The 21436-nt window shown below is 65.0% G+C and carries 21 protein-coding genes; 4 read left to right on the top strand and 17 right to left on the bottom strand.

Annotated elements, in window-relative coordinates; all coding sequences use genetic code 11:
- Positions 1-70: 70 nt before the first annotated feature.
- The 7 genes from BDD21_RS28860 to BDD21_RS23050 all read right to left on the bottom strand — a co-directional run bounded on the left by BDD21_RS28860 (position 71) and on the right by BDD21_RS23050 (position 4109).
- A complete protein-coding gene (locus tag BDD21_RS28860; RefSeq protein ID WP_245969973.1) occupies positions 71-289 on the bottom strand; it encodes a nitrilase-related carbon-nitrogen hydrolase in 219 nt (72 codons plus the stop codon).
- A gap of 112 nt (positions 290-401) precedes the next feature.
- Positions 402-578, bottom strand: a complete 177-nt coding sequence (locus BDD21_RS28065; protein WP_170164873.1) for a hypothetical protein — start codon at positions 576-578, stop codon at positions 402-404.
- Positions 579-848: 270 nt separating this feature from the next.
- Positions 849-1292 carry a hypothetical protein gene (locus tag BDD21_RS23070; protein ID WP_120799164.1) on the bottom strand — a complete coding sequence of 148 codons (444 nt, stop codon included), beginning with the start codon at positions 1290-1292 and terminating at the stop codon, positions 849-851.
- Positions 1293-1613: 321 nt separating this feature from the next.
- Entirely contained in the window at positions 1614-2513 is a 900-nt protein-coding gene (locus BDD21_RS23065; protein WP_120799163.1) for an energy transducer TonB, read from the bottom strand.
- Positions 2510-2914, bottom strand: a complete 405-nt coding sequence (locus BDD21_RS23060; protein ID WP_120799162.1) for an ExbD/TolR family protein — start codon at positions 2912-2914, stop codon at positions 2510-2512. The genes BDD21_RS23065 and BDD21_RS23060 overlap by 4 nt, the downstream gene beginning before the upstream one ends.
- Before the next feature lie 6 nt (positions 2915-2920).
- Entirely contained in the window at positions 2921-3310 is a 390-nt protein-coding gene (locus BDD21_RS23055) for an ExbD/TolR family protein (protein WP_120799161.1), read from the bottom strand.
- On the bottom strand, positions 3300-4109 hold the full coding sequence (locus BDD21_RS23050; protein ID WP_120799160.1) for a MotA/TolQ/ExbB proton channel family protein: 810 nt from the start codon (positions 4107-4109) through the stop codon (positions 3300-3302). Before BDD21_RS23050 ends, BDD21_RS23055 begins: the two co-directional genes overlap by 11 nt.
- A gap of 83 nt (positions 4110-4192) precedes the next feature.
- Here BDD21_RS23050 and BDD21_RS29300 point away from each other — a divergent pair, with 83 nt between their 5' ends.
- Positions 4193-4687: a hypothetical protein gene (locus tag BDD21_RS29300; RefSeq protein WP_425470269.1), complete on the top strand. Its 495-nt coding sequence runs from the start codon at positions 4193-4195 to the stop codon at positions 4685-4687.
- Between the two features lie 521 nt (positions 4688-5208).
- Entirely contained in the window at positions 5209-7443 is a 2235-nt protein-coding gene (locus BDD21_RS23035; RefSeq protein ID WP_120799159.1) for a TonB-dependent receptor family protein, read from the top strand.
- 659 nt (positions 7444-8102) lie between these two features.
- Here the strand turns inward: BDD21_RS23035 and BDD21_RS23030 are convergent.
- From BDD21_RS23030 to BDD21_RS23010, 5 genes are all read right to left on the bottom strand, one after another.
- Complete coding sequence (locus tag BDD21_RS23030; RefSeq protein ID WP_147431203.1) at positions 8103-8684, bottom strand: hypothetical protein; 582 nt, start codon at positions 8682-8684, stop codon at positions 8103-8105.
- Between the two features lie 93 nt (positions 8685-8777).
- The gene (locus BDD21_RS23025) at positions 8778-9584 is read right to left on the bottom strand and encodes an ABC transporter permease (RefSeq protein WP_120799157.1); all 807 of its coding nucleotides are present in this window, start codon (positions 9582-9584) and stop codon (positions 8778-8780) included.
- Complete coding sequence (locus BDD21_RS23020; protein WP_120799156.1) at positions 9581-10339, bottom strand: ABC transporter ATP-binding protein; 759 nt, start codon at positions 10337-10339, stop codon at positions 9581-9583. Before BDD21_RS23020 ends, BDD21_RS23025 begins: the two co-directional genes overlap by 4 nt.
- Positions 10336-11361, bottom strand: coding sequence for a PQQ-dependent catabolism-associated beta-propeller protein (locus tag BDD21_RS23015; RefSeq protein ID WP_120799155.1), 1026 nt, complete (start codon positions 11359-11361; stop codon positions 10336-10338). Before BDD21_RS23015 ends, BDD21_RS23020 begins: the two co-directional genes overlap by 4 nt.
- A 7-nt stretch (positions 11362-11368) precedes the next feature.
- Positions 11369-12550 (bottom strand): ABC transporter substrate-binding protein, encoded by a 1182-nt coding sequence (locus tag BDD21_RS23010; RefSeq protein ID WP_245969764.1) that lies wholly within the window; start codon positions 12548-12550, stop codon positions 11369-11371.
- 708 nt (positions 12551-13258) lie between these two features.
- On the opposite strand from BDD21_RS23010, the gene BDD21_RS23005 reads away from it, so the two are divergent.
- Together BDD21_RS23005 and BDD21_RS23000 are read left to right on the top strand one after the other, a co-directional pair.
- Complete coding sequence (locus tag BDD21_RS23005; RefSeq protein ID WP_147431202.1) at positions 13259-13645, top strand: hypothetical protein; 387 nt, start codon at positions 13259-13261, stop codon at positions 13643-13645.
- Between the two features lie 109 nt (positions 13646-13754).
- Entirely contained in the window at positions 13755-14090 is a 336-nt protein-coding gene (locus BDD21_RS23000) for a c-type cytochrome (RefSeq protein ID WP_120800085.1), read from the top strand.
- 158 nt (positions 14091-14248) lie between these two features.
- Here the strand turns inward: BDD21_RS23000 and fdhD are convergent, their stop codons facing one another.
- The 5 genes from fdhD to BDD21_RS22975 are packed head-to-tail and all read right to left on the bottom strand — an operon-like array spanning position 14249 to position 21351.
- Positions 14249-15385 carry a formate dehydrogenase accessory sulfurtransferase FdhD gene (gene fdhD / locus BDD21_RS22995; RefSeq protein ID WP_245969763.1) on the bottom strand — a complete coding sequence of 379 codons (1137 nt, stop codon included), beginning with the start codon at positions 15383-15385 and terminating at the stop codon, positions 14249-14251.
- Positions 15386-15391: 6 nt separating this feature from the next.
- On the bottom strand, positions 15392-18271 hold the full coding sequence (fdhF, locus tag BDD21_RS22990; RefSeq protein WP_120799152.1) for a formate dehydrogenase subunit alpha: 2880 nt from the start codon (positions 18269-18271) through the stop codon (positions 15392-15394).
- Between the two features lie 19 nt (positions 18272-18290).
- A complete protein-coding gene (locus BDD21_RS22985) occupies positions 18291-19880 on the bottom strand; it encodes a formate dehydrogenase beta subunit (protein WP_120799151.1) in 1590 nt (529 codons plus the stop codon).
- Entirely contained in the window at positions 19877-20386 is a 510-nt protein-coding gene (locus BDD21_RS22980) for a formate dehydrogenase subunit gamma (RefSeq protein ID WP_120799150.1), read from the bottom strand. The genes BDD21_RS22985 and BDD21_RS22980 overlap by 4 nt, the downstream gene beginning before the upstream one ends.
- A 44-nt stretch (positions 20387-20430) precedes the next feature.
- Positions 20431-21351 (bottom strand): quinoprotein dehydrogenase-associated SoxYZ-like carrier, encoded by a 921-nt coding sequence (locus BDD21_RS22975; RefSeq protein WP_120799149.1) that lies wholly within the window; start codon positions 21349-21351, stop codon positions 20431-20433.
- Positions 21352-21436: the final 85 nt, after the last annotated feature.

Genomic DNA, 21436 nt, shown 5'->3' with positions numbered 1-21436 from the left:
ACATTCGGCGTGGTGTCGGCCGCGATCCCGTCGCGCGCGAAGTGAAGTCGCAGGGCGTGAGGATGCAGCTCTAGGCGTACTGAATGTCCATGTTGTGGACCTTCGGCAGGTTGCCGACGTTGCCGGACATGACGACATAGCATTGGTTCTCGATGGCGCGGGCTTGGGCGCAGTAGCGCACCCGCAGATAGGACTGGCGCTCGTCGGTGCAGAAGGGCACGAAGACGATGTTGGCGCCCTGATCGACCAGGTGACGGCCGAACTCGGGGAACTCGGCGTCGTAGCAGATCAGGACGCGGATGGGACCGCAGTCGGTGTCGATCGCGTTCAGGGAGTGGCCGCCCTCGATGTTCCATCAGTTGACCTCGTTCGGGGTCGGGTGGATCTTGTGCACCTCACCGCTAGACAGACAGACGCAGACGTTTTCGACCCGACCGTTGGGCATTCGCGTAGGGGTAAGTGCCCTTCATGGCGATCTTCACGTTGCCGAGGATGGTGTTGCCCCACTTGCGCTCGGGCAACTCGACGCCGCCCGCGCCGCTGCCGGTCACCATTGCCTGGTGCTCGATGCCTGGCATCGGCGATGCCGCGGAAGCAGGCGAGGCCATCGCTGACGGCGATACTGTAAGGGTGGACGAGTTTGGCGGACCATGCCGCCTGCTCTGTCGTGCTGAACCCCTCGACCACGTTCATGCGCAGCGCGATCGGATGCCCGTCGTGGTTCTTGGCCACCTGCAGACTCCGGGCGTTGTTGGACAAGACCCAAGTATATGCGCCCGCCGTTGACTCAAAAGCTGAGCCTGCTCTACCCGGATGACCTCCCGACCGACCGTAACGTGACGCATCAGCTATCGCACCAGCGTCGCCGCCCAATGATGAGGACCGGCAGCAGCATGGGAGCCAGCGTCGGAATTGCCCACCAGGACATCAGCGCGCTGTCCTCGACCCCGAAAGCCTCGATATCCCAGGGCAGCGAAACCATGAACAGGAGAGACGGCGCCACCATCAGCCGCCAATATCGGGGCCGGGGATAACGCCGCGGACGGACGAATCTCTGTGCTCGGTCGCTGGGGGAGATCGCGCACGCCGAACTCCGCCTCGGTCTCGATGCCGATCGCGGTGACCCTGATCTGCAAGGCGTGGCCGAGACGCACGCTGGTCTCGACGAGGGCCGGCGCTCGCACCACGCAGCCCAAGCCATGCACCAGGGTCCGGTTGATCTCCTGAGCTTCCAACCGCAGGTCTTCGTCGTTGAAGCGCTGGAGGATGAGCGCACGGCCGGGCTCAAACACGGCTCTGCCAGGGTCGGCACCGAAAGCGCGAGTAGCAAGAGGCAATGCCCAAGGAAAACGGCTCCCCGCGACTGCTTCGGGCGCTCCGCCAAGCGAACGGCGACATCGAGATCTCGGGTCATCGCGTCGGCTATGGAGCCTGTGTGCGGTGTCGTCGGGGGCGGATCGCTTTGCTTAGTCTCAGCTGTTGAAGAGGTAACGTCCCCCCGGAGCCGTGTCCAGGCCGGTCGATGCCTGAGCCGATAGCTTATGTCGAAAGAGCGCGAGACGTCCGATGGGCTCGCCTGAGCTGCGCTGGAGTGGTCACTCTGCCGAGCCTTGTCAACGCAATCGGTAGGCGATCGGGACCACAATCTCAAGCCTGGACTGGCCCATGCTTGCCGGGATAGCAGGCATCGGGGACGCGCGTCTGAGCAGCTCCGATGCGGCATGATCGAGCGCGGTATGGCCCGAACTCGTTTCGATCTGATGCGAGATGACCTTCCCACTGCGATCGATCACGAAGCGGACCCTGACGATGCCTTCCTGACGCAGTTTCCGGGCTTGGGAGGGGTAGCGTTTGTGACGTTCCAGCCAAGCCGCGAGCTCTGCGTAGTAACGGTCTTTGGACGTGCCCCCGTCGCCCTTTCCGGCCGTTCCGCCGCCGCCTGCTCCGGTCGCGGACGGGGCACCTGCGCCGGCCGCGCCCTGTTTGCCGCTGGCTTTACCGGTTGCGTTCGCATCCACGGATGCTGTCTTGGCGGAGGTCGGTCGGGGGTTTATCGCTTGTGGTCCCGACTCGGTTTTGGGCTTGGGCGCGGCCCGAGCGCGAGCGATCGGTGGTGGCGGGGTCTCGCGGCTGCGGACCGCCTTGGCCTTCGGCTTCGGACTCGATGGCTCCACGGCGGTGATTGGGGGAGGCGGTGCGGGCTCGGCAGCCCGGACGGTTTCGTTGGCCGTGGCGAGTGTCGGGGCGAGCGTCGGGGAGAGGGCGGGGGCGCTGACGGCCCGGATCGCGGTCGCATCCACAGTCGCGGTCGGTAGGGCGTCCATCTCGATGGTTTCCACCGCGTCGGCTGCGCCGTCGCCTCCGGCAGGTCCGGCCCCTCCGAGCGAGATGCGGATGCCGGGATCGTGCAACTCGATCGGCGCCGACGGCTCGAGCAGCTTCGCGAGGGCGAGATGGGCTGCGAGGGCGAAGAGGAGCGCGAGGACCCACTGATAGCTTCGCGGCTCAATCATTCATCTCGCGCCAAGGTCAGGAGGTCGATGTCTTCGGCTCCGGCTGCGCGCAAATGCTCGAGCAAATCGACCAAACGAAGCGCTTCGAGGGTCGCGTCTGCCTTGATCTGCAGGTGCGGAGGGACGTCTGCGACGATTTCGGCAACCCGCTCAGCGAGAGTCGTGTCGTCGACCATCTCGCCGTTGAATCTGATCTGCCCCGTTCGGTCGATCAATATGACCAGCGGCGTCGCTCGAGCGCTCTGCGGGCTGACGGAGCGCGGGGGTTCCAAGACGATCGACTCGGTCGGTGCAAGCCGACCTGCCAACATGAAGAAGATCAGCAGCAGAAAGACGATATTGATTAGCGGAATCAAATTGGCCTCGCTGTCGGCTGCTGGCTTGGGACGTTTCAATCGCATGAGGATTCAGAGGCGTAAGAGGGTCAGGTGCCTTGCCCCGGCGTCGCGCAAGAGGTCTAACACGTCGACCAGCTGCTGCAGGCTGACGCCGGGCGCCGGCTGGATCAGGATACGCTGCGATGGGTCTTCGCCGATCCGTGTCGCGACCCGTTCGGCAAGATTTGCTGCGGCGATCGCCTCGGCGTTGAGGTCGATGCCTTCGGGCTGCACGCGCACCAACCAAGACCCAACCACCGGCGTCCCGGCGGTCGCGGAGGCCGGCGCGCCCATCTCGACGGCATGCCATCGAATCAGGCTGGAGGCGAGCATGAAGAAGACCAACAGGATGAACACCACGTCGATCAACGGGGTCAAGCTGATCAGTCGGCGATGCTGCGCGGGCGAATCAAAGCGCATCGGGAATCCTCGGCGTGGCCAACGGCCTTGGTGGTGCGACGACCGGTTCTTCGAGCCGAAGTCCCCCGGTGAAGACGCGGGTGACCTGATCCTCCAAGCGACGGGTCACACCTTCGAGGAGTCGCTCGAGCCAATTCAGTGCAACGACGGTCGGGATGGCGACCGCCAGCCCCGCGGCCGTGGTCAGCAAAGCGACCCAGATCCCGCCGGAGAGCACCGATGGATCGACCTGATTGCCGGCCGCCTCGAGTGCACGAAAGGCGTCGATCATCCCGATCACGGTTCCCAGAAGACCCAGCAGCGGACCAAGGCTCGCGATCACCTCTAGCCCGCGTAGATGGCTGCGCAAGGCCGTCAGCAGGTGTGCAGCCCGGCGCTCGATCTCTTCGCGCAGCGCCGCCGGATCATTTGGGTGGAGACTCCCGAGCATGGCGGACCGAACCACCTCGGCGAGCGGATTACGTGCCTGCGCGAGCCGCTCGACTGCCTCGTGACGTCGACCGGCCCGCCAGTCGCGCAGCGCGGGCTCGACGGATTCGGCACCGCCGTTGCGCAAGCGGGCAAACTGCCAGAGCTTGATCAGGACGATGGTCAGGGCGAAGACCGACATCGCCGCCAGGATCAGCATCACCGGACCCCCGGCGTCGAACAGGGCGCGCAGCGGCTCGGGGATCGCGGCCGCGATCGGGGACGGCACGATCATGCCGAACCAGGATTGCGTTGCCGTCACTGGATCCGGCATGTCGGCCGCCGCGGCGGTCATCGGAGCAAGTGCGGCGGCATACGCGGTTTCAGACATGGGGTCTCTCCTAGGCGCGGTGCGGCGTCATCGGTCACTTCACCAGCTGCATCTCGGCGCACGTCGAGAATGCCAAGCGCTCGATGCAAACCGCCTGCGGACTCGGACTCGGCGTCGCGACACTCGAGAACCTCGTTGATCAGGATTCGGCGGATGTCGACGCTGGCCTAGTTCATCCGACCGATCTTGCGATACAGGGTGTTGCGGTTGATCCCCAGGCGCCGAGCCGCAGCCGATACATTCCCGCCGAGTTCGCGCATCACCGCGCCGATCGCTTCGAGCTCGATCTCGTCCAGGCTGCGACCACGCCGATCGAAGCGATCAAATTTTCAGGAATAGCTGCGCAGTTCAGGGCCACGAAGGGACCATCCTGGCGCGGTCCGGAAAAGTGGAAGGCCCGCGCGAACAGTTCCTTGCCCGCGGCGGATTCGCGCGCAATGCCGGTGTGCCGCGCAGCCGCGCGTAGACCGGCTCGCCGCCGCGGGTCTCAGCGACTGCAGGGCGAAGGGGGCGCGGGTGCTGCGATCCATGAATTGCCCTCGTTCGAAGAACTGCTGCCGCGCCTTGAAGAGGCGTAGCTCATGCGGCTCGCGGCCCATCGTCGAATCGTTCATTACTCCTCCGGCTCTCGTCTCGGGGAGTTGTTCTTCTTCTTCAAGTCTGTTTCGAAAATTAACACCTGCTGGGAATCGAGACAATGGCCGTGACCGAGCAGGGTTTTAAATCGAGGCAAACGACTTGCCATACCACGAAGTGGAGGTGGATGCGCTGGCGCACTGTTTGCTTTCGGAGTCCCCGATACGGGTGCGGGAACACTGCGACCGGAATGCATCAACCATCAGCGACGAGGTGACGAGAACGTGGAGCACAGGCACAACGAGGAGACCCGCGGCACTCGGAGAGTCGACAGGGGCGTCTGCGCCTTTCCGGGGCCGGCGGTGCTCGGCTGCCAGCGGCCGCTATCGGCCGGACGGAGCGGCAGCGGTGGTCCGCACTTGCTCCACACCTGAACACCCTGTTTCATTTAGGATCAGATCCATCTTGTGTACTCACGCGCGACAGGGCGGAGTTCAACACAGATTCGGAGGGAAGCGAAGCAATGGAAACTTCACCGGAGAATCGAGGGCGCCTGGCCTTTGCGTTTGCGGCTGTTTTTTTGGGGAGCGCCTCGGCGCAGGAGGTCCAGACGCTTGACCCGGAGGATGAGATCGTTCAACTCGGGCCCCTGGTGGTCACGGCCACGCGCGTGGGCGAAAGCACCTTCGATCTGCCGGTCGCCATCGACGTCCTGGACAAGGCGATCATCCAGGATCAAAAGCCCATGGTGCTGATCTCCGAGGATCTGCCGCGTGTCCCCGGAACGGTCGTGACCAACCGCGGGACCTATGCGCAGGAAGAGCAGATCATGATCCGCGGCTTTGGCGGACGCTCCCAGTTCGGGACACGCGGGATCAAGCTGATCGCGGACGGCATCCCCGCCAGCACGCCCGACGGACAAGGCGGACCCGGACTCTTCGATCTCGGCTCGGCGCGGTCCATCGAGGTGATGCGCGGCGGGTTCTCCGCCCTCTACGGCAACCACTCGGGCGGCGTCGTGCAGGTCTTCACCGAGGACGGCCCACCCGAGCCGACCCTGTCGGTGCGTCTGATGGGTGGCAGCGACGGCACCTGGATCGCCGGATCCAAGCTGGGTGGCGAGGCCGGGCGCCTGAACTATGTCGTCGATCTGTCCCGCGCGCAGACCGACGGCTACCGCGATTGGAGTCGCGCCACCAAGGAGCAGGGCAACACCAAGCTCAAGGTCGCGCTCGACGGCGGCGGTACCCTCAGCCTGATCGCGAACGCCTTGAATCTGCCGGAGGCCCGAGATCCGCTCGGCCTGACCGCGGAAGAGCTCAAGCGCAATCGCCGTCAGGCGTCGCCGGCCGCGCTGACCTTTCAAACCCGGCGCACGCTCGACAACCTCCAGGGCGGGGTCGTCCTGGATCAGCCGCTGAGCGCTGCGGACGACCTGCGCGTCATGGCCTACACCGGGACACGCAGCAACGAGCAGTACCTCGCCATCCCGCTCGCCAACCAGAACGCCATCACGGCCTCGGGCGGCGTGAGCGCGTTCGATCGGCGTTTTGCCGGCGGAAACCTCCTGTGGACCCATTCGACGACACTCGCCGACGGCCCCCTGACCTTGATCCTGGGCGGGGAATACGATCGGTCTTCGGAGGAGCGCAAAGGTTATCTCAACGTCTTGGGCGAGCGTGCCGCGCTCAAGCGCGACGAAGACAATACCGTGGCGAGTTGGGGAACCTTCGTTCAGGGCACCTGGGGGTTCGCACCCCGCTGGAGTCTGGATCTGGGGTTACGCTACACCGAGGTCCGCTTCGACTCCGACGACGGCTTCATCTGCACCCCCGATCGCGTGACCGCACCCGGCACCCGGCCGGGCACCTGCAGCGGCTCGACCGTTCCGATCACGGCCGCCAACCTCAACCCCGACGACAGCGGCAGTCGGACCTACGGCGCATGGACGCCCGCGCTCGGCCTCCTCTACAGCCTGACGCCCTCGATCAATCTCTACGCCAACCTCGGCAAGACCTTCGAGACGCCGACCTTCACCGAGCTGGCCTATCGCCCCGACGGCGGTGCCGGCCTGAACCTGGGTCTGGATCCCGCCGTGAGCCGGCATTACGAGATCGGCGCCAAATTTCTGCTCGGCGCGGACGCCCGGCTGAATCTCGCACTCTTCCAGATCGACACCGACGACGAGCTGACCGTGGCGACCAACGGGGGCGGACGGGCGACCTACCGGAACGCGCCCGCGTCGCGTCGCCGAGGTGTGGAGCTGCTGCTGGAGTCACCTCTCGGCCGGGGTTTTGCCGGCTATCTGGCGGCGACCTACCTGGACAGCGCATTCACCGAGAGCTTCCCGGCCTGCGCGGGCATTCCGTGCCGCACCGTCGCGCCGACCCTCAATGTGACAACCGTCGAGTCGGGCAACCGCATCCCGGGCGTCCCCGCGTTCACGCTCTTCGGTGAGCTCTCCTACGCCTACGAGCCCCTGGGCTTCGACGCGGCGGTCAGCCTCTACGGTCAGGACAAGGTCTACGTGAACGATCGCAACAGCGAGACGGCGCCCGGATACTGGCTCGCCAACCTCCGCGCGGGCTTTACGCAGGACCTGGGCGGACTCCGGCTCTCGGAGTTCGTGCGCATCGACAATGTACTGGACGAGTCCTACATCTCCGCGGTGAGCGTCAACGACGCGAACGGCCGGTTTTACGCGCCCGGCCCCGGCACCAGTGTCCTGATCGGCATCACGGCGAGCTACAGCTTCTGAGTCGTTTCGCGGGAACCGGGCGGCTCCGTCAGTCGCCTCTGTGCTCGACCTGATCCAGGCTCGTCGCACGTGCTGTCGTTCTCCTGAGAACCCTAAACCCGGCAAGGCCCGATTACGCCACGAAGAAAGTCGGGTGGCCGAAGCCACCCGCAACTCACTTCCATGAGGACGGAGGAAACGAAGGTCGCCCCGAGCCGTGCTGCTTGGTATCCGATCAGAAGAAACACATTGCGTTCTAGCTATATGAAGGCCTTCGACGCGACCAACGGCACGGAGCTTGGGAAATTCCAGACCGGCTCGGGCATCGTCTCCATACCCTGGTTTGTCGGTGCCAAGCTGATCAGCGCCAACCCTCAGGAGGCCAAGTTCAATACGGTGAACTTCACCGACGCCGTGATGGAAGGGTCCGTGAAGCGATTCACCATCTTCCCGACGCGACCTTCGACAACTGCCGCGGCTGTCCGACGGATTGGTAGCCCGACATCCTATGGACACGGGACTCGTCGACGGAATTCCGGTCTTCCATATCGAGACCCTCGAGATCACCGACAGCGACGGTCGGCTACTGATGGCCATCCACCCGGGCGAGCCGGCCGCCGAGAATCCGCTTTTCTCCCTTGATGTCCCGGACGGTGTACTCGGCAACGGACCGAGCTGGACTAGTCGAGATGCTCGGCGATGCGCCGTGCCAGGAATCCCAATCGCTGCTCGACGGCGACCGGGCGCATGCAGAGGTATTCGATTGAACGTTCCCGCTCGTCGAAGACGCGTTGCTCGATCTCCATCCGCTCGGTGAGCTCGGCGAGCCGGGCGGCGGCGGCATCGGAAGGATCCTTCTCGAGACGGACCATCGCGTCGAGCTCGGCCCCGATGGCCTCGGCGCGCCTCGACTGATCGCGGGAATAGCGCTTGATGCCTTCAACCAGTTTTGCCCGATCGCGATTCAAGGTCTCGAGGACTCCGGCGAACGCGAGGGTGAGGACCCGATCCTTTTCCTCCGCGCTCAACCCGGCCGCGAAGGCCGCGATGGCCGAGGCTGCCGTCTCCTCGTTGGAGAGGGGCGTTGTGATCGCGGCGACGAGCGTTGCCACCCGCGGGTCGTCGTGCCAGTCCGAAGTTTCGGTGCCGACCGGCGGGCCATCCCAGACCACCGCTGCTGAGACCTGCGGGACCAAAATCTGCTGACAGGGCCAGTCATTGCTCTCGGCGGATGCCGACTGGAACACGATGACGGCAACCATGGAACAGATGACCTGGTAAAACGATCGCGACGATCTCATGAAACCGGCTCTCCGGATGACTCTGTTGGGTTGGGCGGGGTTGGACGGTGCGCATCAGCCTCCGCCTTGTTTGAATTGCATCATGCCTCGGGCCGGGTCATATCCGTAGATGGCCGCCATGAGAAAGAGGGCGAGCGTGACGACGACCGCCCCCAAGGCGACCCAGTCGATCTGCGCGTAGAGCGAGAACCGAATCAGCTCCACCGCAGCGGTGAAGGGATTGAAGCGGCAGATTTCGTATAGGATCGGACTGGATTCGCGGATGCGCCACAGGGGGTAGAGGGCAGACGAGGCGAAGAACATGGGGAAGATGACGAAGTTCATGACACCGGCGAAGTTCTCGAGCTGGCGGATGACCGAGGACAGAAACAGGCCGAGGGCTCCGAGCATGAGCGCCGAGAGGACCAAGGCGGGAAAGACCAGGACGAAGCCCAACGGAGGCGGCTTCACGTCCCAGAACCAGGCGATGGCGAGGAACAAGTAGACCTGGATGACCGCGATCAGGGCGCCCGCAAGCAGCTTGCACAGCAGCAGATACCAGCGAGGGAAGGGGCTCACCATGAGCAGGCGCATGCTGCCCATTTCGCGATCGTAGACCATCGAGAGCGAGCTCTGCATGCCGCTGAAGAGCAGGATCATCGCCGCGAGACCGGGGACGATGTACTCCTCGTAAAGGATGTAGGTCTCGTAGGGCGGGATAATGGACACCCCGAGGATTGAACGGAACCCGGCGGCGAAGATGAAGAGCCAGACCAGGGGCCGAACCAGGGCACCGAAGAAGCGTTCGCGCTGGTGCAGGAACCTCAGTCCCTCGCGCGCCAGGATTCCGAGCAGACACACCAGATACTGACGACGACTCATGATTTTGGGCCGCCGCCCGTCAGCAGGCTATAGGCCTGGTGAACGGTCTTGCTGCCGGTCTCCGCCAGGATGGCCGAGGCGATGCCTTGTCGGACCACCCGGCCCTGGTGGAGAACCACCAGTTGGTCGTGCGGCTCGACCTCGTCGACCAGGTGCGTCGCCCAGAGCACGCCGACGCCGCGGCTGCCGCAGCCCTCGCGTACCCGCACGATGATGTCGCGACGGCTCTGGATGTCCAGACCGACGGTCGGCTCGTCGGCCAGCAGCAGGCGCGGGTCGTTGAGAAGGGCGCGTGCCAGCTCCAGTCGCCGTCGTTGGCCGCCGCTGAGGTGCCGCACTTTTTCGCCGGCACGCTCGGCCAGATCCGCATCGCACAGGGCCTCGCGGATCCGCGTCCCCATGATGCGATCCGGATGTCCTTGGAGGGCGCCGTAATAGCGCAGATTCTGGTCGACGCTGAGATCCAGATCCAGGGTCGGCTGCTGAAACACCACGCCGAGTCGGCCCAGTGCCTCGCGCCCCTCCCGTCCCAGATCGTGCCCGAAGATCCGGATGCTGCCAGAACGACAGAGAAAGAGGCGCGTGATCAAGGAGAAGAGCGTGGTCTTGCCGGCGCCGTTGGGGCCCAGCAGCACGCAGAAGGCGCCCGCGGCGACCGTGAAGGACACCTCCTGCAGGACCGGCCGACGGGGATAGGCGAACGAGACCGAATCCAGCTCCAGTGCCATGCCCTCCGGAGTCGCGACCTGGCTCATGGACCCGTCACGACCCCCCAGGGCAGACGTCCGACCGCCACCGTCTTGCGGACACGCAGGGGATCCAGATCGATCACGGACATATCATTGCTGACCCCGTTGGTCGTGAACAGGCGTGTCTCGTCGGGGGAGAAGGCGAGGTTCCAGACGCGCTGCCCGACCAAAAGGTACTTCTCGACCTCGAGACTGGCGGTGTCGATGACCGCGACACGTGCCGACGGTCCCAAGGCGACGAAGGCGCGTCGCCCATCGCGCGTAATGGCGATGCCGACGGGTTGAATGGCCTCTTTCTGCATCCCGGGGATCTCGAAGCCGATGACCTTGACCTTCTCCTTGGTCGCGGCATCGATCACGCTGACGGTGCCGCCGATCTCGGAGGAGACCCAGACTTGCCGTCCGTCCGGGGTGAACTGCGCGACCCGCGGGCGCTGATCCACCAGGACGTTGGCCTCGATCTCATAGGTCTCGAGGTTGATGAAATGCGCCATGTTGCTGGTCTCCGAGGTATTCACCAGCCACTTGCCGTCCGGGCTGACCCCCATGCCCTCGGGTTCCACTCCGACCTGGATCTCGGTGACCTTGGATCGCTTCTCCTTATCGATCACGGTGACCATGTTGTCGTCTTCGTTGGCGACGTAAATAAAGCGCCCCTCTGGCCCCAAGGCCAGCAGCTCCGGATCAGGTCCGGAGGGTAGGGTATGGGTGACCTTGCGGGTCTCCAGATCCATGACTTCGATCTGATCGGCATCGCTGGCGCAGATATAGAGTGTCTTGAGGTCCGGATCGAGCGCGATCCCGCGGGGCCGTTCGCCGACCTTCACGACCTCCCGGATCTCCAGGGTTTCGCCATCCACGATCGTGATGGTGTTGTCCTGCTCGCTGGAGACATAGACCGAATAGGCGTGAACGGCGCTGGCGGGGACCAGGAGCGCCAGGCCGGTCGCCAGCGCAACCCCGAAGAGGCTCCGAGCCGGTCCGGTCGGGGCCGTGCCGGGGGACGACTTTCCAATGGGATCGGGCATCGTATCGTTACCTCTTGCAGCGGGACTCGGGGCGATCGTAGCCCAGTGTGTCCAGGGTTGAGTGTTCGTGCAGGAATCCTTCCTGCGGCGAGACCGATACCAACAGACGTGGCGAGGTGATCAGGATCGGTTGTCGAAGCTGGCCGTTCCAGTCGCGATACGAGACCGGGACACCCTTGAAGGCGGCGAGCGCAAAATCCGGTCCGAGCAGGTAGTCCCGCAAGCGGCGCGGGTCGTGCGAATCGGTGCGGGTGACGGCCTCGCCGATGCTGCGCACCGCAAGCCATGCCGCGTAGTCGCGCGGCGTCATCCAACGGCCGGTCTCTTGATGGAAGCGGCGTTGGAACTGGGTACCGCCCCACTGCTCGTTGACCCCGCTCCAGGCCGTTGCCGTCAGGCCCTGGGTGCCGCCCAAGGGACGAGGACGAAAGGTTCGGTAATTCAGATACTCGCCGAACACATCGGACTCGTCGGCGACCACCAGGATGTCGTAGTCGGCGACTTGGGTAAAGAGGTTCGCCGCCGCCTTCTCGTTGAAATGGCCCGAGTCGGTGCGCCTCGCCCCTGCCTCGAAGGTCCAGGTCTTCTCCACCTCGATCTTGGCTCCGAACCGCTTGGCCGCGCGCTTCAGGGCGGCGGCGAAGGCCTGATCTTCTGGTGACTGGCCCGCGACGAGAAACCACCGAGTCCAACGCTTCCAAGCGAGGTACTGTGCCAGCGCGTCCGCCAACATGGCGCGACTGGGCGCGGTATGGAGTAGATTCTCCCGGCACTCGGAGACCCGCAGCGCGTCGTCCGGTGCGCCGATGTTGAACAGGATCGATTCGGCGGCCTCGGGCAAGTCGGCCAGGGCCAGGAGATCCGCTGCGGGTAGGTCGACCAGGACCAGTCGGATGCCTTGCCCCGCCAGCTCGCGCAGGGCCGCCACCGGCGATTCGTCGGCCTTGACCTGGATCTGGACGAACTCGAAGTTGTGGCCGGTGAAGCGCCCCGTCGTGTTGTTGTCCCGAATCCCCTGGCGCGCACCTTCGGCCCCATCGTCCTGGATTGCCGGCTCGAGCGCCGACAGCGGAACATGTACCTCGGAGACTTGCCCGATGAGGCCGATGCTGATTCGGGTCTCCTCGGCCGGGACCGACATTGTCCAGGTCAGAGCCAGAAGGACACCGGCGAACCGGCGAAGAGCCAAACCGCCTTGGTCCGAATTCGATCGGCCTTCCGGGCGATCAAAGGGGACGGCAAACGAGTGGAGCGAAGTCACAATTGAACCAGGCATACGTCTGTTCCTGTCGGCGATCGGTACGGACGGTCGAGGCGGACGCGAGGGCGGGACCGAGTGTCCGTGCGGGCAAGCCGGAGGGAGTGGCCATCTGCCGCAGAGAAGACGGTCGTCGGAGTCGCGTTGATGGACCCGGAAGTCGAATCCGAGTTCGGTCTGTACGCTATGTTCGACCCACCCCGAGTCGGCATGTCCAGGTGGTCTATCAACAACCATGCCGGTGTGACTCATCTGCAGGCCTCGCGTCGTGCTGTGGTCCGAGATATCCAGACTGACTCCGGCCTCCGCAATGACCCCCGCAATGGAGGTGGCCCATGCTGCACGGCCCATCCCGTCCGACCTCTGCAACACTGCGTGTCACTTCTGACACGCCCGCTTGTTTGTGCCGCCGACTCCAGCCGCCCGTTGGCGCCTGACCGCCCGAAGCAGGGCGCGCGCCGCAGCGGCATGTCGATTGCATTAGTGCTCGGCGCGCAGCCATCCGGTGGACTCCGATCGTATTCAAACCTGCAGACCCATCCCGTACGGCGGGCGCCGGGCCGCGCGAGGAGACGCAGATCCTCCGTTTTCGACTCCGACAACGAATCAACGAGCCACTTAACCAAGGAGCCGCTTGTGGTGAACAGAATGCCCAACGGACGACGTCCCCTCTTGTCGTTTCTCGGCTTGCTGCTGTGGGGAAACATGGTGGCCGCCTCCGATTGTCCGGCGCCGCCGGGCGTGGCGCCGGCGCCCTATCCGACCGCCGTCATCGCCGACTATGTCCTCGGTTGCATGGTCGCCAACGGACAGAGCCTCGAGACGATCAGACGCTGCTCCTGCAGCTTCGACTTCATCGCCGCTGCCATCCCGTACGACGACTACGAGACGATCGAGACCCTCATGCGGATGCAGCAGATTGAGGGTTCAGGAAGGAACACGGCGTTCAAGGGTGCGCCCTGGGCCAAGCAGGCGATTGCCCGTTTCAAGGAGGTCCAGGCCGAATCCACGTTGCGCTGTTTTTGAGCGGCGTCGGGAGCGAGTCTTGACGTTTTTGTCGGCCCGATCGCCTCGGCGAAACCAAGATCCCGAGGCTGGACGCGGGTTGAATCGTTTGAAATCCGAGGAGGCAATGATGAACAACAAGAAGACACGCGGCGGGATATCGACCACCACGGCCCTTGTGGCCGCTCTCTCCGTCGGTTCTGCCGACGCCGTTCAGGCCGCCGATGGCGCGACTCTCTACCAGGAAAAGGTCTGTCACAGTTGCCATGGCGCAAACCCCGACGAGCCGACGATCCCCGCCTATCCCAAACTCGCGGGTCAGAATGCCGTCTACTCCCTGCAACAGATGAAGGATATTCGTGACGGCAGACGCACCAACGGGCTGTCGATCGCGATGAAAGCCGTTGTCGGAAGCGTGACCGACGAAGAATTCCAGATCATTGCGGAGTGGTTGCAAACCCAGTAGTGGCAAACATGCACGAGGGCTCGGATTCCGCCGATCTGCGTTGTCGTCGGATGAGTTCGGCCTGCTCCGACGGCCTGCGGCATGACATAACCTGTGCGGTGCCGACCCGCGATCGCCGCCGCATGCTCAGTTGCCGATCCGTCTTCGGTGCCGGGATATCAAGGGGCTGATTCGGGCGGCTGCGCGGAATCGCGGATACTCTCGGGCGGCTCGAGCTGACGGATCGCCTGGGTGACAATCTCGCTCAACCCCGCCCCGTCGGTTTCCTCGACATGGGCGATCATCCGGGCGCGCATCCGCGGGTCCCAGAATCGCTTCAGGTGGCTGGCGATCTCGTCGCATGCTTCCTGTTGATCAGGCCAGGCGCCGAAGAAGTCGCCGATCTGATTCGCCATCTTTACGAGATTGTGGATATCCATGCTGAACCCCTGGACAGAGAGCAAGATCGACCGCGGATGGGTGTAGACCGACATCCGTTCGCCACGGGCGAACCCGACGAGTGTCATTCCAGCCGCCTCGGCCAGCCGCACGGCGGCGCCGGTCGGGGCCGAGACGGCGACCAAGAGACCGACGCCGGCGCTCATGGCCTTTTGGACCATTTCGTAGCTTGCGCGGCTGGTGCAGATGATGAAACCCGCGTGCGGGGTGAAACCGCGGCGCGTGAGAGCCCCGATCAGCTTGTCGAGGGCATTGTGCCGGCCGACATCCTCGCGCACCAGCTGGACATCTCCATCGGCATCGATCCAGGCCGCCGCGTGGCCACCGCCGGTCTCGCGAAAAAGACGCTGGTAGACCGGTAGCACAGCGACGGCCCGTGCGACGGCGCCGGCGCGGGGCACGCAGGTCCGGGACACGGGAACGACGGGTCGGGACAATGCTTTCAGACTCTCCACGCCGCAGAGCCCGCAGCCGGTCCGTCCGGCCAGGGTCCGTCGACGCTCCTTGAGCTCGGCGAAGCGCCATCCGACCACGGTCATTCGGATCTCGATGCCCTCCGGGACACCGACGGGCTCGCAGTCCAACAGCTCTCCCGGCGACCTCAGGATGCCCTCGCCGAGACTGAAGCCGAGGGCGAAGTCTTCCAGGTCCGTCGGGGTGGCCAGCATCACCGCGTGGGAGATGCAATTGAAGACCAGCGCGATCGGCACCTCCTCGATGACGCGATCGCGACGCCGGGTCGATCGCACTCTGTCGAGTGCGACGACCTCGAGCGCGTATTGGTCCGGCCATTCGATGATCGGGGCTCGCTCGTCCGGGGCGTCCTCCGTGCTCGCAAAGGGCAGTGGACATTCCATAGGACGTTATCCCGATGCGATCTCGGCGCTCGCCTGCTCGCCCTCCTTCGGCAGGAGATCCAGTTGCCTCTTCGAGAACCGCTGGAAGCGCTCCTGCCATTCGGAGGGGTGGTCGACGCGCACCGCCTGAACGGCCGTGACCTTGTATTCCGGGCAGTTGGTCGCCCAGTCGGAGTTGTCCGTCGTGATGACGTTGGCGCCGGACTCCGGGAAGTGGAAGGTGGTGTAGACCACGCCCGGCTGCACCCGCTCGGTGATGGTCGCTCGCAGGACAGTCTCCCCGGCGCGGCTCCCGACACCGACCCAGTCGTCCTCGCGGATGCCGCGCTCCTCGGCGTCGTGGGGATGGATCTCGAGGCGGTCCTCGTCGTGCCAGAGCACGTTTGCGGTCCGCCGGGTCTGCGCCCCGACGTTGTACTGCGACAGGATCCGTCCGGTGGTCAGCAGCAACGGGAACCGCTGGTTTACGCGCTCGTCCGTCGGGACATAGCGGGTGATGATGAAGCGTCCCTTGCCGCGGACGAATGCGTCGAGATGCATGATCGGCGTGCCCTCGGGACTTGCGTCGTTGCAGGGCCATTGGATGCTTCCGAGTGTGTCGAGTCGCGCGTAGCTCACGCCTTGGAACGTCGGGGTGAGGCGGGCGATCTCGTCCATGATCTCGGACGGATGGGCATAGTCCATCGGATAGCCGAGTGCCTGCGAGAGGGCGAGGGTGGCTTCCCAGTCGGCGAGACCGGACAGCGGGGCCATCACCTTGCGCACCCGAGAGATCCGCCGTTCCGCATTGGTGAAGGTGCCGTCCTTTTCGAGAAAACTGGCTCCGGGCAGGAACACATGGGCGAACTTGGCCGTCTCGTTCAGGAAGATGTCCTGCACCACCAGGCATTCCAGCGCGGACATGGCGGCCTGGACATGCTGGGTGTTGGGGTCGGATTGGACGATATCCTCGCCCTGGCAGTAGAGCCCCTTGAAGCTCCCGTCGAGGGCGGCCTCGAACATGTTCGGAATGCGCAGACCGGGCTCCGGGTCGATCGCCACGCCCCAGGCGTCATCGAAGAGGGCGCGGGTCGCGGCGTCCGAAACATGCCGGTATCCGGGGAGTTCATGCGGGAAGGATCCCATGTCGCAGGAGCCCTGGACATTGTTCTGGCCCCGCAAGGGATTGACCCCGACGCCCAGCCGGCCGACGTTGCCGGTGGCCATCGCCAGGTTGGCGATGCCCATGACCATGGTCGAGCCTTGACTGTGCTCGGTCACGCCAAGGCCGTAGTAGATGGCCCCGTTGCCGGCCTTGGCGAACAGCCGGGCAGCCCCTCGCATCTCCTCGGCGGGGATTCCGGTCACCTCGGCCGATGCCTCGGGTGACTGCTCGGGCAGGGCCATGAAGTCTCGCCAAGCCTTGAAGGACGACTCTTCGCAGCGCTCGGCGATGAAGGCATCGTCGACCAGACCTTCCGTCACCACGACATGGGCCAAGGCATTGATGACCGAGACGTTGGTGCCCGGACGCAGCTTGAGGTGAAAGTCCGCTGCGACGTGGGGACTCTTGACCAGGTCGATGCGGCGCGGATCCACCACGATCAGCCGGGCGCCCTGACGCAAGCGGCGCTTGAGCCTGGATGCGAATACCGGGTGTCCATCGGTCGGGTTGGCGCCGATGACCATGACGACATCCGCCGCCATCACCGAGTCGAAGGTCTGGGTGCCTGCGGACTCCCCCAGGGTTTGCTTCAGGCCGTAACCGGTCGGCGAGTGACAGACCCGCGCGCAGGTGTCGACGTTGTTGTTGCCGAAGGCGGCCCGCACCAGCTTCTGAACCAGGTAGGTCTCCTCGTTGGTGCAGCGCGAGGAGGTGATGCCGCCGATGGCGCCACGCCCATAGCGCGCCTGGATGCGACGAAATTCCGACGCAGCATGTCCGATCGCCTCGTCCCAGCTCACGGGCTCCCAGGGATCCTCGATCCGGCGGCGAATCATCGGCGTGGTGATGCGATCGGCGTGGGTTGCATAAGCCCAGGCGAAACGGCCCTTGACACAGGCGTGACCGTCGTTGGCCCGACCCTCCTTCCAAGGCATCATGCGCACCACGTCGGTGCCCTTGACCTCGGCCTTGAAGCCGCAACCGACGCCACAGTAGGCACAGGTGGTGATCACGGAACGCTCCGCCTGACCGCGTTCGATCAGACTCTTCTCCATCAGGGTGGCGGTCGGACAGGCTTGCACGCAGGCCCCGCAGGAGACGCACTCCGAGTCCATGAAGGACTGATCCGCTCCGGCCATGACCCGGGATTCGAAGCCACGGCCGGAGATGGTGAGGGCATAGGTACCCTGGACCTCCTCGCAGGCGCGCACGCAGCGGCTGCAGAGGATGCACTTGGCGCCGTCGAAGACGAAATAAGGATTCGACACGTCCTGCGGCCGGGCGCTTTCCGCATCGAAATGGTTGGCCCCGTCCATGCCGTAGCGGACCTCTCGCAGGCCCACGACACCGGCCATATCCTGCAGCTCGCAATTGCCGTTGGCCGAGCAGGTCAGGCAATCGAGGGGGTGATCCGAGATATAGAGCTCCATGACCCCGCGACGCAGCTCGGCGAGGCGTGCGGACTCGGTGCGGACCACCAAACCGTCCTCCACCAGGCTGGTGCAGGAGGCGGGGTAACCGCGCCGTCCCTCGATCTCGACCAGACAGAGTCGACAGGATCCGAAGGCCTCCAGGCTGTCGGTCGCGCAGAGCTTGGGAATCGCGATGCCGATCTCCTGAGCGGCCCGCATGATCGAGGTCCCCTCGGGGACGCGGACCGCCAAACCGTCGATGGTCAGGGTCACGTTGCGCTCCCCGGTGCGTGCGGGGGTGCCGTAGTCGATGTCGCGAGGAAGGGACATGCAATTGCCTCCGGAGATCTTAAATGCGTCTGGAAGGAACCGTCTCGGTGCGCTCGCGCTCCGCAATCCCCGAGGTGTCGATTCCGAAGTCCGCCGGGAAATGTTGCAGGGCGGAGCGCACCGGATAGGGCGCCATCCCGCCGAGGGCACAGAGCGAGCCGTTCACCATGGTGTCGCAGAGCGAGTCAAGAAGAATCAAATTCTTCGACCGCTCCCGACCGGCGACGATCCGGTCGATGATCTCGACCCCGCGTTGCGAGCCGATGCGACAGGGCGTGCACTTGCCGCAGGATTCGATGGCGCAGAACTCCATCGCGTAGCGCGCCATCTTCGCCATGTCGACCCGGTCGTCGAACGCAACGATCCCGCCGTGACCGATCATCGCGTCGATCCGGCTGTAAGCCTCGTAGTCGAGCGGGACGTCGAACCGGGACTCGGGCAGATAGGCCCCCAGCGGCCCACCGACCTGCACCGCGCGGATCGGCCGACCGCTGGCGGATCCGCCGCCGTAGTCGTAGAGGAGCTCGTTCAGGGTCAGCCCGAAGGCCTTCTCGACCAGCCCGCCATGGCGGATATTGCCAGCCAACTGGAAGGGTAGGGTGCCCTGCGATCGACCGACGCCGTAGTCACGATAGAAGGCGCTGCCCTTGGCGAGGATGACGGGCACCGAGGCGAGGCTCATGACGTTGTTGATCACGGTGGGTTGGCCGAACAAACCGCTGATTGCGGGCAACGGCGGTTTGAAGCGCACCAGACCGCGCCGCCCCTCGAGGCTCTCCAGCATCGACGTCTCCTCGCCGCAGATATAGGCCCCGGCGCCGAGCCGAACCTCCAGATCGAAGGCCTGGCCCGTGCCCAGGATGTCCGGCCCCAGATAGCCCGCTTCCCGAGCCCGTTGGATCGCGCTCGCGAGGATGGCGAAGGCATGGGGGTATTCCGAGCGCGAATAGATGTAACCCTCCTGTGCACCGACCGCGCGTGCCGCGATGATCATGCCCTCGATCAGGCAGTAGGGGTCGCCCTCCATCAACATGCGATCGGAAAAGGTCCCCGAGTCACCCTCGTCGGCGTTGCAGACGACATACTTGGTGGCCGCGACGGCCTTGCCGACGGTGCTCCATTTGACGCCGGTGGGGAATCCGGCCCCGCCCCGCCCGCGCAGGCCCGAGTCGGTGACCTCTCGGATGAGCGCGTCGGGCGGCATCTCCAGGGCCCGTCTCAGGCCGACGAAACCGCCCTGCTCGCAATAGTCGGCGAGGTTCAAGGGTTCGCTCAGACCGACCCGGGCGAAGGTCAGCCGTTCCTGACCGGCGAGATACGGGATGTGGTCCGTCAGGCCGTGGCCGAGCCGATGGGAGTGTCCCGAGAGGAAGCCGGCCGCGAAGAGATCCGGAACGTCCTCCGCTCGGACGGGGCCGTAGGCAATCCGCCCCGCCCGGGTTTCCACCTCGACCATCGGCTCGAGCCAGTAGAGACCACGCGATCCGTTGCGCACCAACGTGACGGGCTCGCGACGCTGTTCGGCCTCGGCAAGGATCGCGCGCGCTACCTGCTCGGCGCCCACCGACAGCGCGCCGGAATCCGCCGGGACGAAGACCCGCGCGCTCATGCGGTCACCGTCTCGGCTCGCAGCTCCTCGACGAGCTTCTCGAACCGGATCGGGTCCATCCGTCCGTGGATCTCGCCATCCACCCGCACGGCCGGGGAGCAGGCGCAGTTGCCCAGGCAGTAGACCGGTTCCAGGGTCAGGGCACCGTCGGCGGTGGTCTCGTGGTATGCCAAACCGAGGTGATTGCGCGCGTGGGTCTCGATCGCCTCCGCGCCCATCGCCTGGCAGGACTCCGCTCGGCAGATCCAGACGAGATGGCGGCCGGGCGGGGCCCGGCGGAAGTCGTGATAGAAATCGAGCACGCCCTGAACCTCGGCGCGCGACACGTTGAGCGCCTGCGCGACCAGTGGCACGACCTCGGAGGGTATATGGCCGAGGTGACCCTGAACGGCATGAAGCACGGGAAGCATCGCGCCCGGAACGGACGCCGCAGCACGAATCACCTCCCGCACGGCGTCCGTATTGAAGGGTGTGGGATCATCCGGCGGTGCTGAAGCGTGGGGCATGATGGCGTCTCCTGAAGTTGGCCGTATCCGAAGGGCAGAGGGGCTCAGGACCGAGGCCCGCCGCTCGTCGGGACCTCGAAGTGCTGCTCGAAGGTGCGTCCGTGCGAGTCCTTGGCCTGCACGGTCAGGGTGCCGGCGTCGTTCGGGATGAAGGTGAAGTGAATGCTGGGGTCCTCGCTGATCGAGATGTTGGATTCGACGCTGAAGAGCAGCTCGCCCTCGTAGCTCGCCTCGATGGTCGTCACGAAATCCGCCGGGATATAGTGACGGGACACCTGATCGAACTGCAGCCCCGAGCTGTTTGGATGTTTGATCAGGATCTGGGCTGCGATTCGCTCGCCCGGGGAGACCTGCTCGGGCAGCAGGAGCTTCATCCTGCCGAGTTCCGATGCTGCGGCGCCGGGATCCTTCAGCGACGGCGCGGAGCAACCCCCGGATGCCTTGAGATAGTTCGCCGCCATGAACAGCTCGCCCCTGTTGGTCTCCGCAACGGCCCTGATCGTGGTGTAGCTGTCGACACGGACCCGCGTCGACAGCGTTGTCCAGGGACGTCCGCCCCGGAAGTGAAAGACCGCCGCGACCGGGGCCGGGTTGTTGTCGACGATCAAGGTCAGCGTCTCGATGAAGTGTTCCGGCGTCTGCTCGAGGACGGCCGTCATGTCCACCGGGACGACGGCCGCGTCCAGCGCGCGATAAGGCGTCTCCATGGCAATCAGACCCCCGGCCTCTTGAATGGGACGATCGCCGTACAGCGCCGAGCGGATCTCCGACCAACGCGCCGCATCCGAGGCATCGTCCCGGGGAGGATCGGACCCGATGCCCGCCGGGATGTCCGTCTGCGAATCCGCCGAGACTCGGGCGGGTGCCGACGCGGCACCGCACACCAAAGCCGCAACGCAAAGCAGGCGGATCCAGCCCGAGGCTCGAGATCCGAGGCGTTGTACCGATTCTGAAACAGATGCCATATCCTTCACTCATGGTTGAAACAGTCACCGATGTATCCCGTTGCCGCCGAATCCGACTTCTCGGACCCGCCGCGGCGAGCGACGA

This window comes from Thiocapsa rosea, from assembly GCF_003634315.1.
In the GTDB taxonomy this organism is placed as follows: Bacteria; Pseudomonadota; Gammaproteobacteria; order Chromatiales; family Chromatiaceae; genus Thiocapsa; species Thiocapsa rosea.
Note: the sequence above shows the minus strand (reverse complement) of the source record. Positions and strands in the feature narration are given on the sequence as shown.

Bases quoted from the DNA above. Each gene is read 5' to 3' on its own strand.
- BDD21_RS28065 (WP_170164873.1), bottom strand. From the start codon at position 578: ATGCCAGGCATCGAGCACCAGGCAATGGTGACCGGCAGCGGCGCGGGC.
- BDD21_RS23065 (WP_120799163.1), bottom strand. From the start codon at position 2,513: ATGATTGAGCCGCGAAGCTATCAGTGGGTCCTCGCGCTCCTCTTCGCC.
- BDD21_RS23060 (WP_120799162.1), bottom strand. From the start codon at position 2,914: ATGCGATTGAAACGTCCCAAGCCAGCAGCCGACAGCGAGGCCAATTTG.
- BDD21_RS23055 (WP_120799161.1), bottom strand. From the start codon at position 3,310: ATGCGCTTTGATTCGCCCGCGCAGCATCGCCGACTGATCAGCTTGACC.
- BDD21_RS23050 (WP_120799160.1), bottom strand. From the start codon at position 4,109: ATGTCTGAAACCGCGTATGCCGCCGCACTTGCTCCGATGACCGCCGCG.
- BDD21_RS29300 (WP_425470269.1), top strand. From the start codon at position 4,193: ATGCAAACCGCCTGCGGACTCGGACTCGGCGTCGCGACACTCGAGAAC.
- BDD21_RS23035 (WP_120799159.1), top strand. From the start codon at position 5,209: ATGGAAACTTCACCGGAGAATCGAGGGCGCCTGGCCTTTGCGTTTGCG.
- BDD21_RS23030 (WP_147431203.1), bottom strand. From the start codon at position 8,684: ATGGTTGCCGTCATCGTGTTCCAGTCGGCATCCGCCGAGAGCAATGAC.
- BDD21_RS23025 (WP_120799157.1), bottom strand. From the start codon at position 9,584: ATGAGTCGTCGTCAGTATCTGGTGTGTCTGCTCGGAATCCTGGCGCGC.
- BDD21_RS23020 (WP_120799156.1), bottom strand. From the start codon at position 10,339: ATGAGCCAGGTCGCGACTCCGGAGGGCATGGCACTGGAGCTGGATTCG.
- BDD21_RS23015 (WP_120799155.1), bottom strand. From the start codon at position 11,361: ATGCCCGATCCCATTGGAAAGTCGTCCCCCGGCACGGCCCCGACCGGA.
- BDD21_RS23000 (WP_120800085.1), top strand. From the start codon at position 13,755: ATGAACAACAAGAAGACACGCGGCGGGATATCGACCACCACGGCCCTT.
- fdhD (WP_245969763.1), bottom strand. From the start codon at position 15,385: ATGGAATGTCCACTGCCCTTTGCGAGCACGGAGGACGCCCCGGACGAG.
- fdhF (WP_120799152.1), bottom strand. From the start codon at position 18,271: ATGTCCCTTCCTCGCGACATCGACTACGGCACCCCCGCACGCACCGGG.
- BDD21_RS22985 (WP_120799151.1), bottom strand. From the start codon at position 19,880: ATGAGCGCGCGGGTCTTCGTCCCGGCGGATTCCGGCGCGCTGTCGGTG.
- BDD21_RS22980 (WP_120799150.1), bottom strand. From the start codon at position 20,386: ATGCCCCACGCTTCAGCACCGCCGGATGATCCCACACCCTTCAATACG.
- BDD21_RS22975 (WP_120799149.1), bottom strand. From the start codon at position 21,351: ATGGCATCTGTTTCAGAATCGGTACAACGCCTCGGATCTCGAGCCTCG.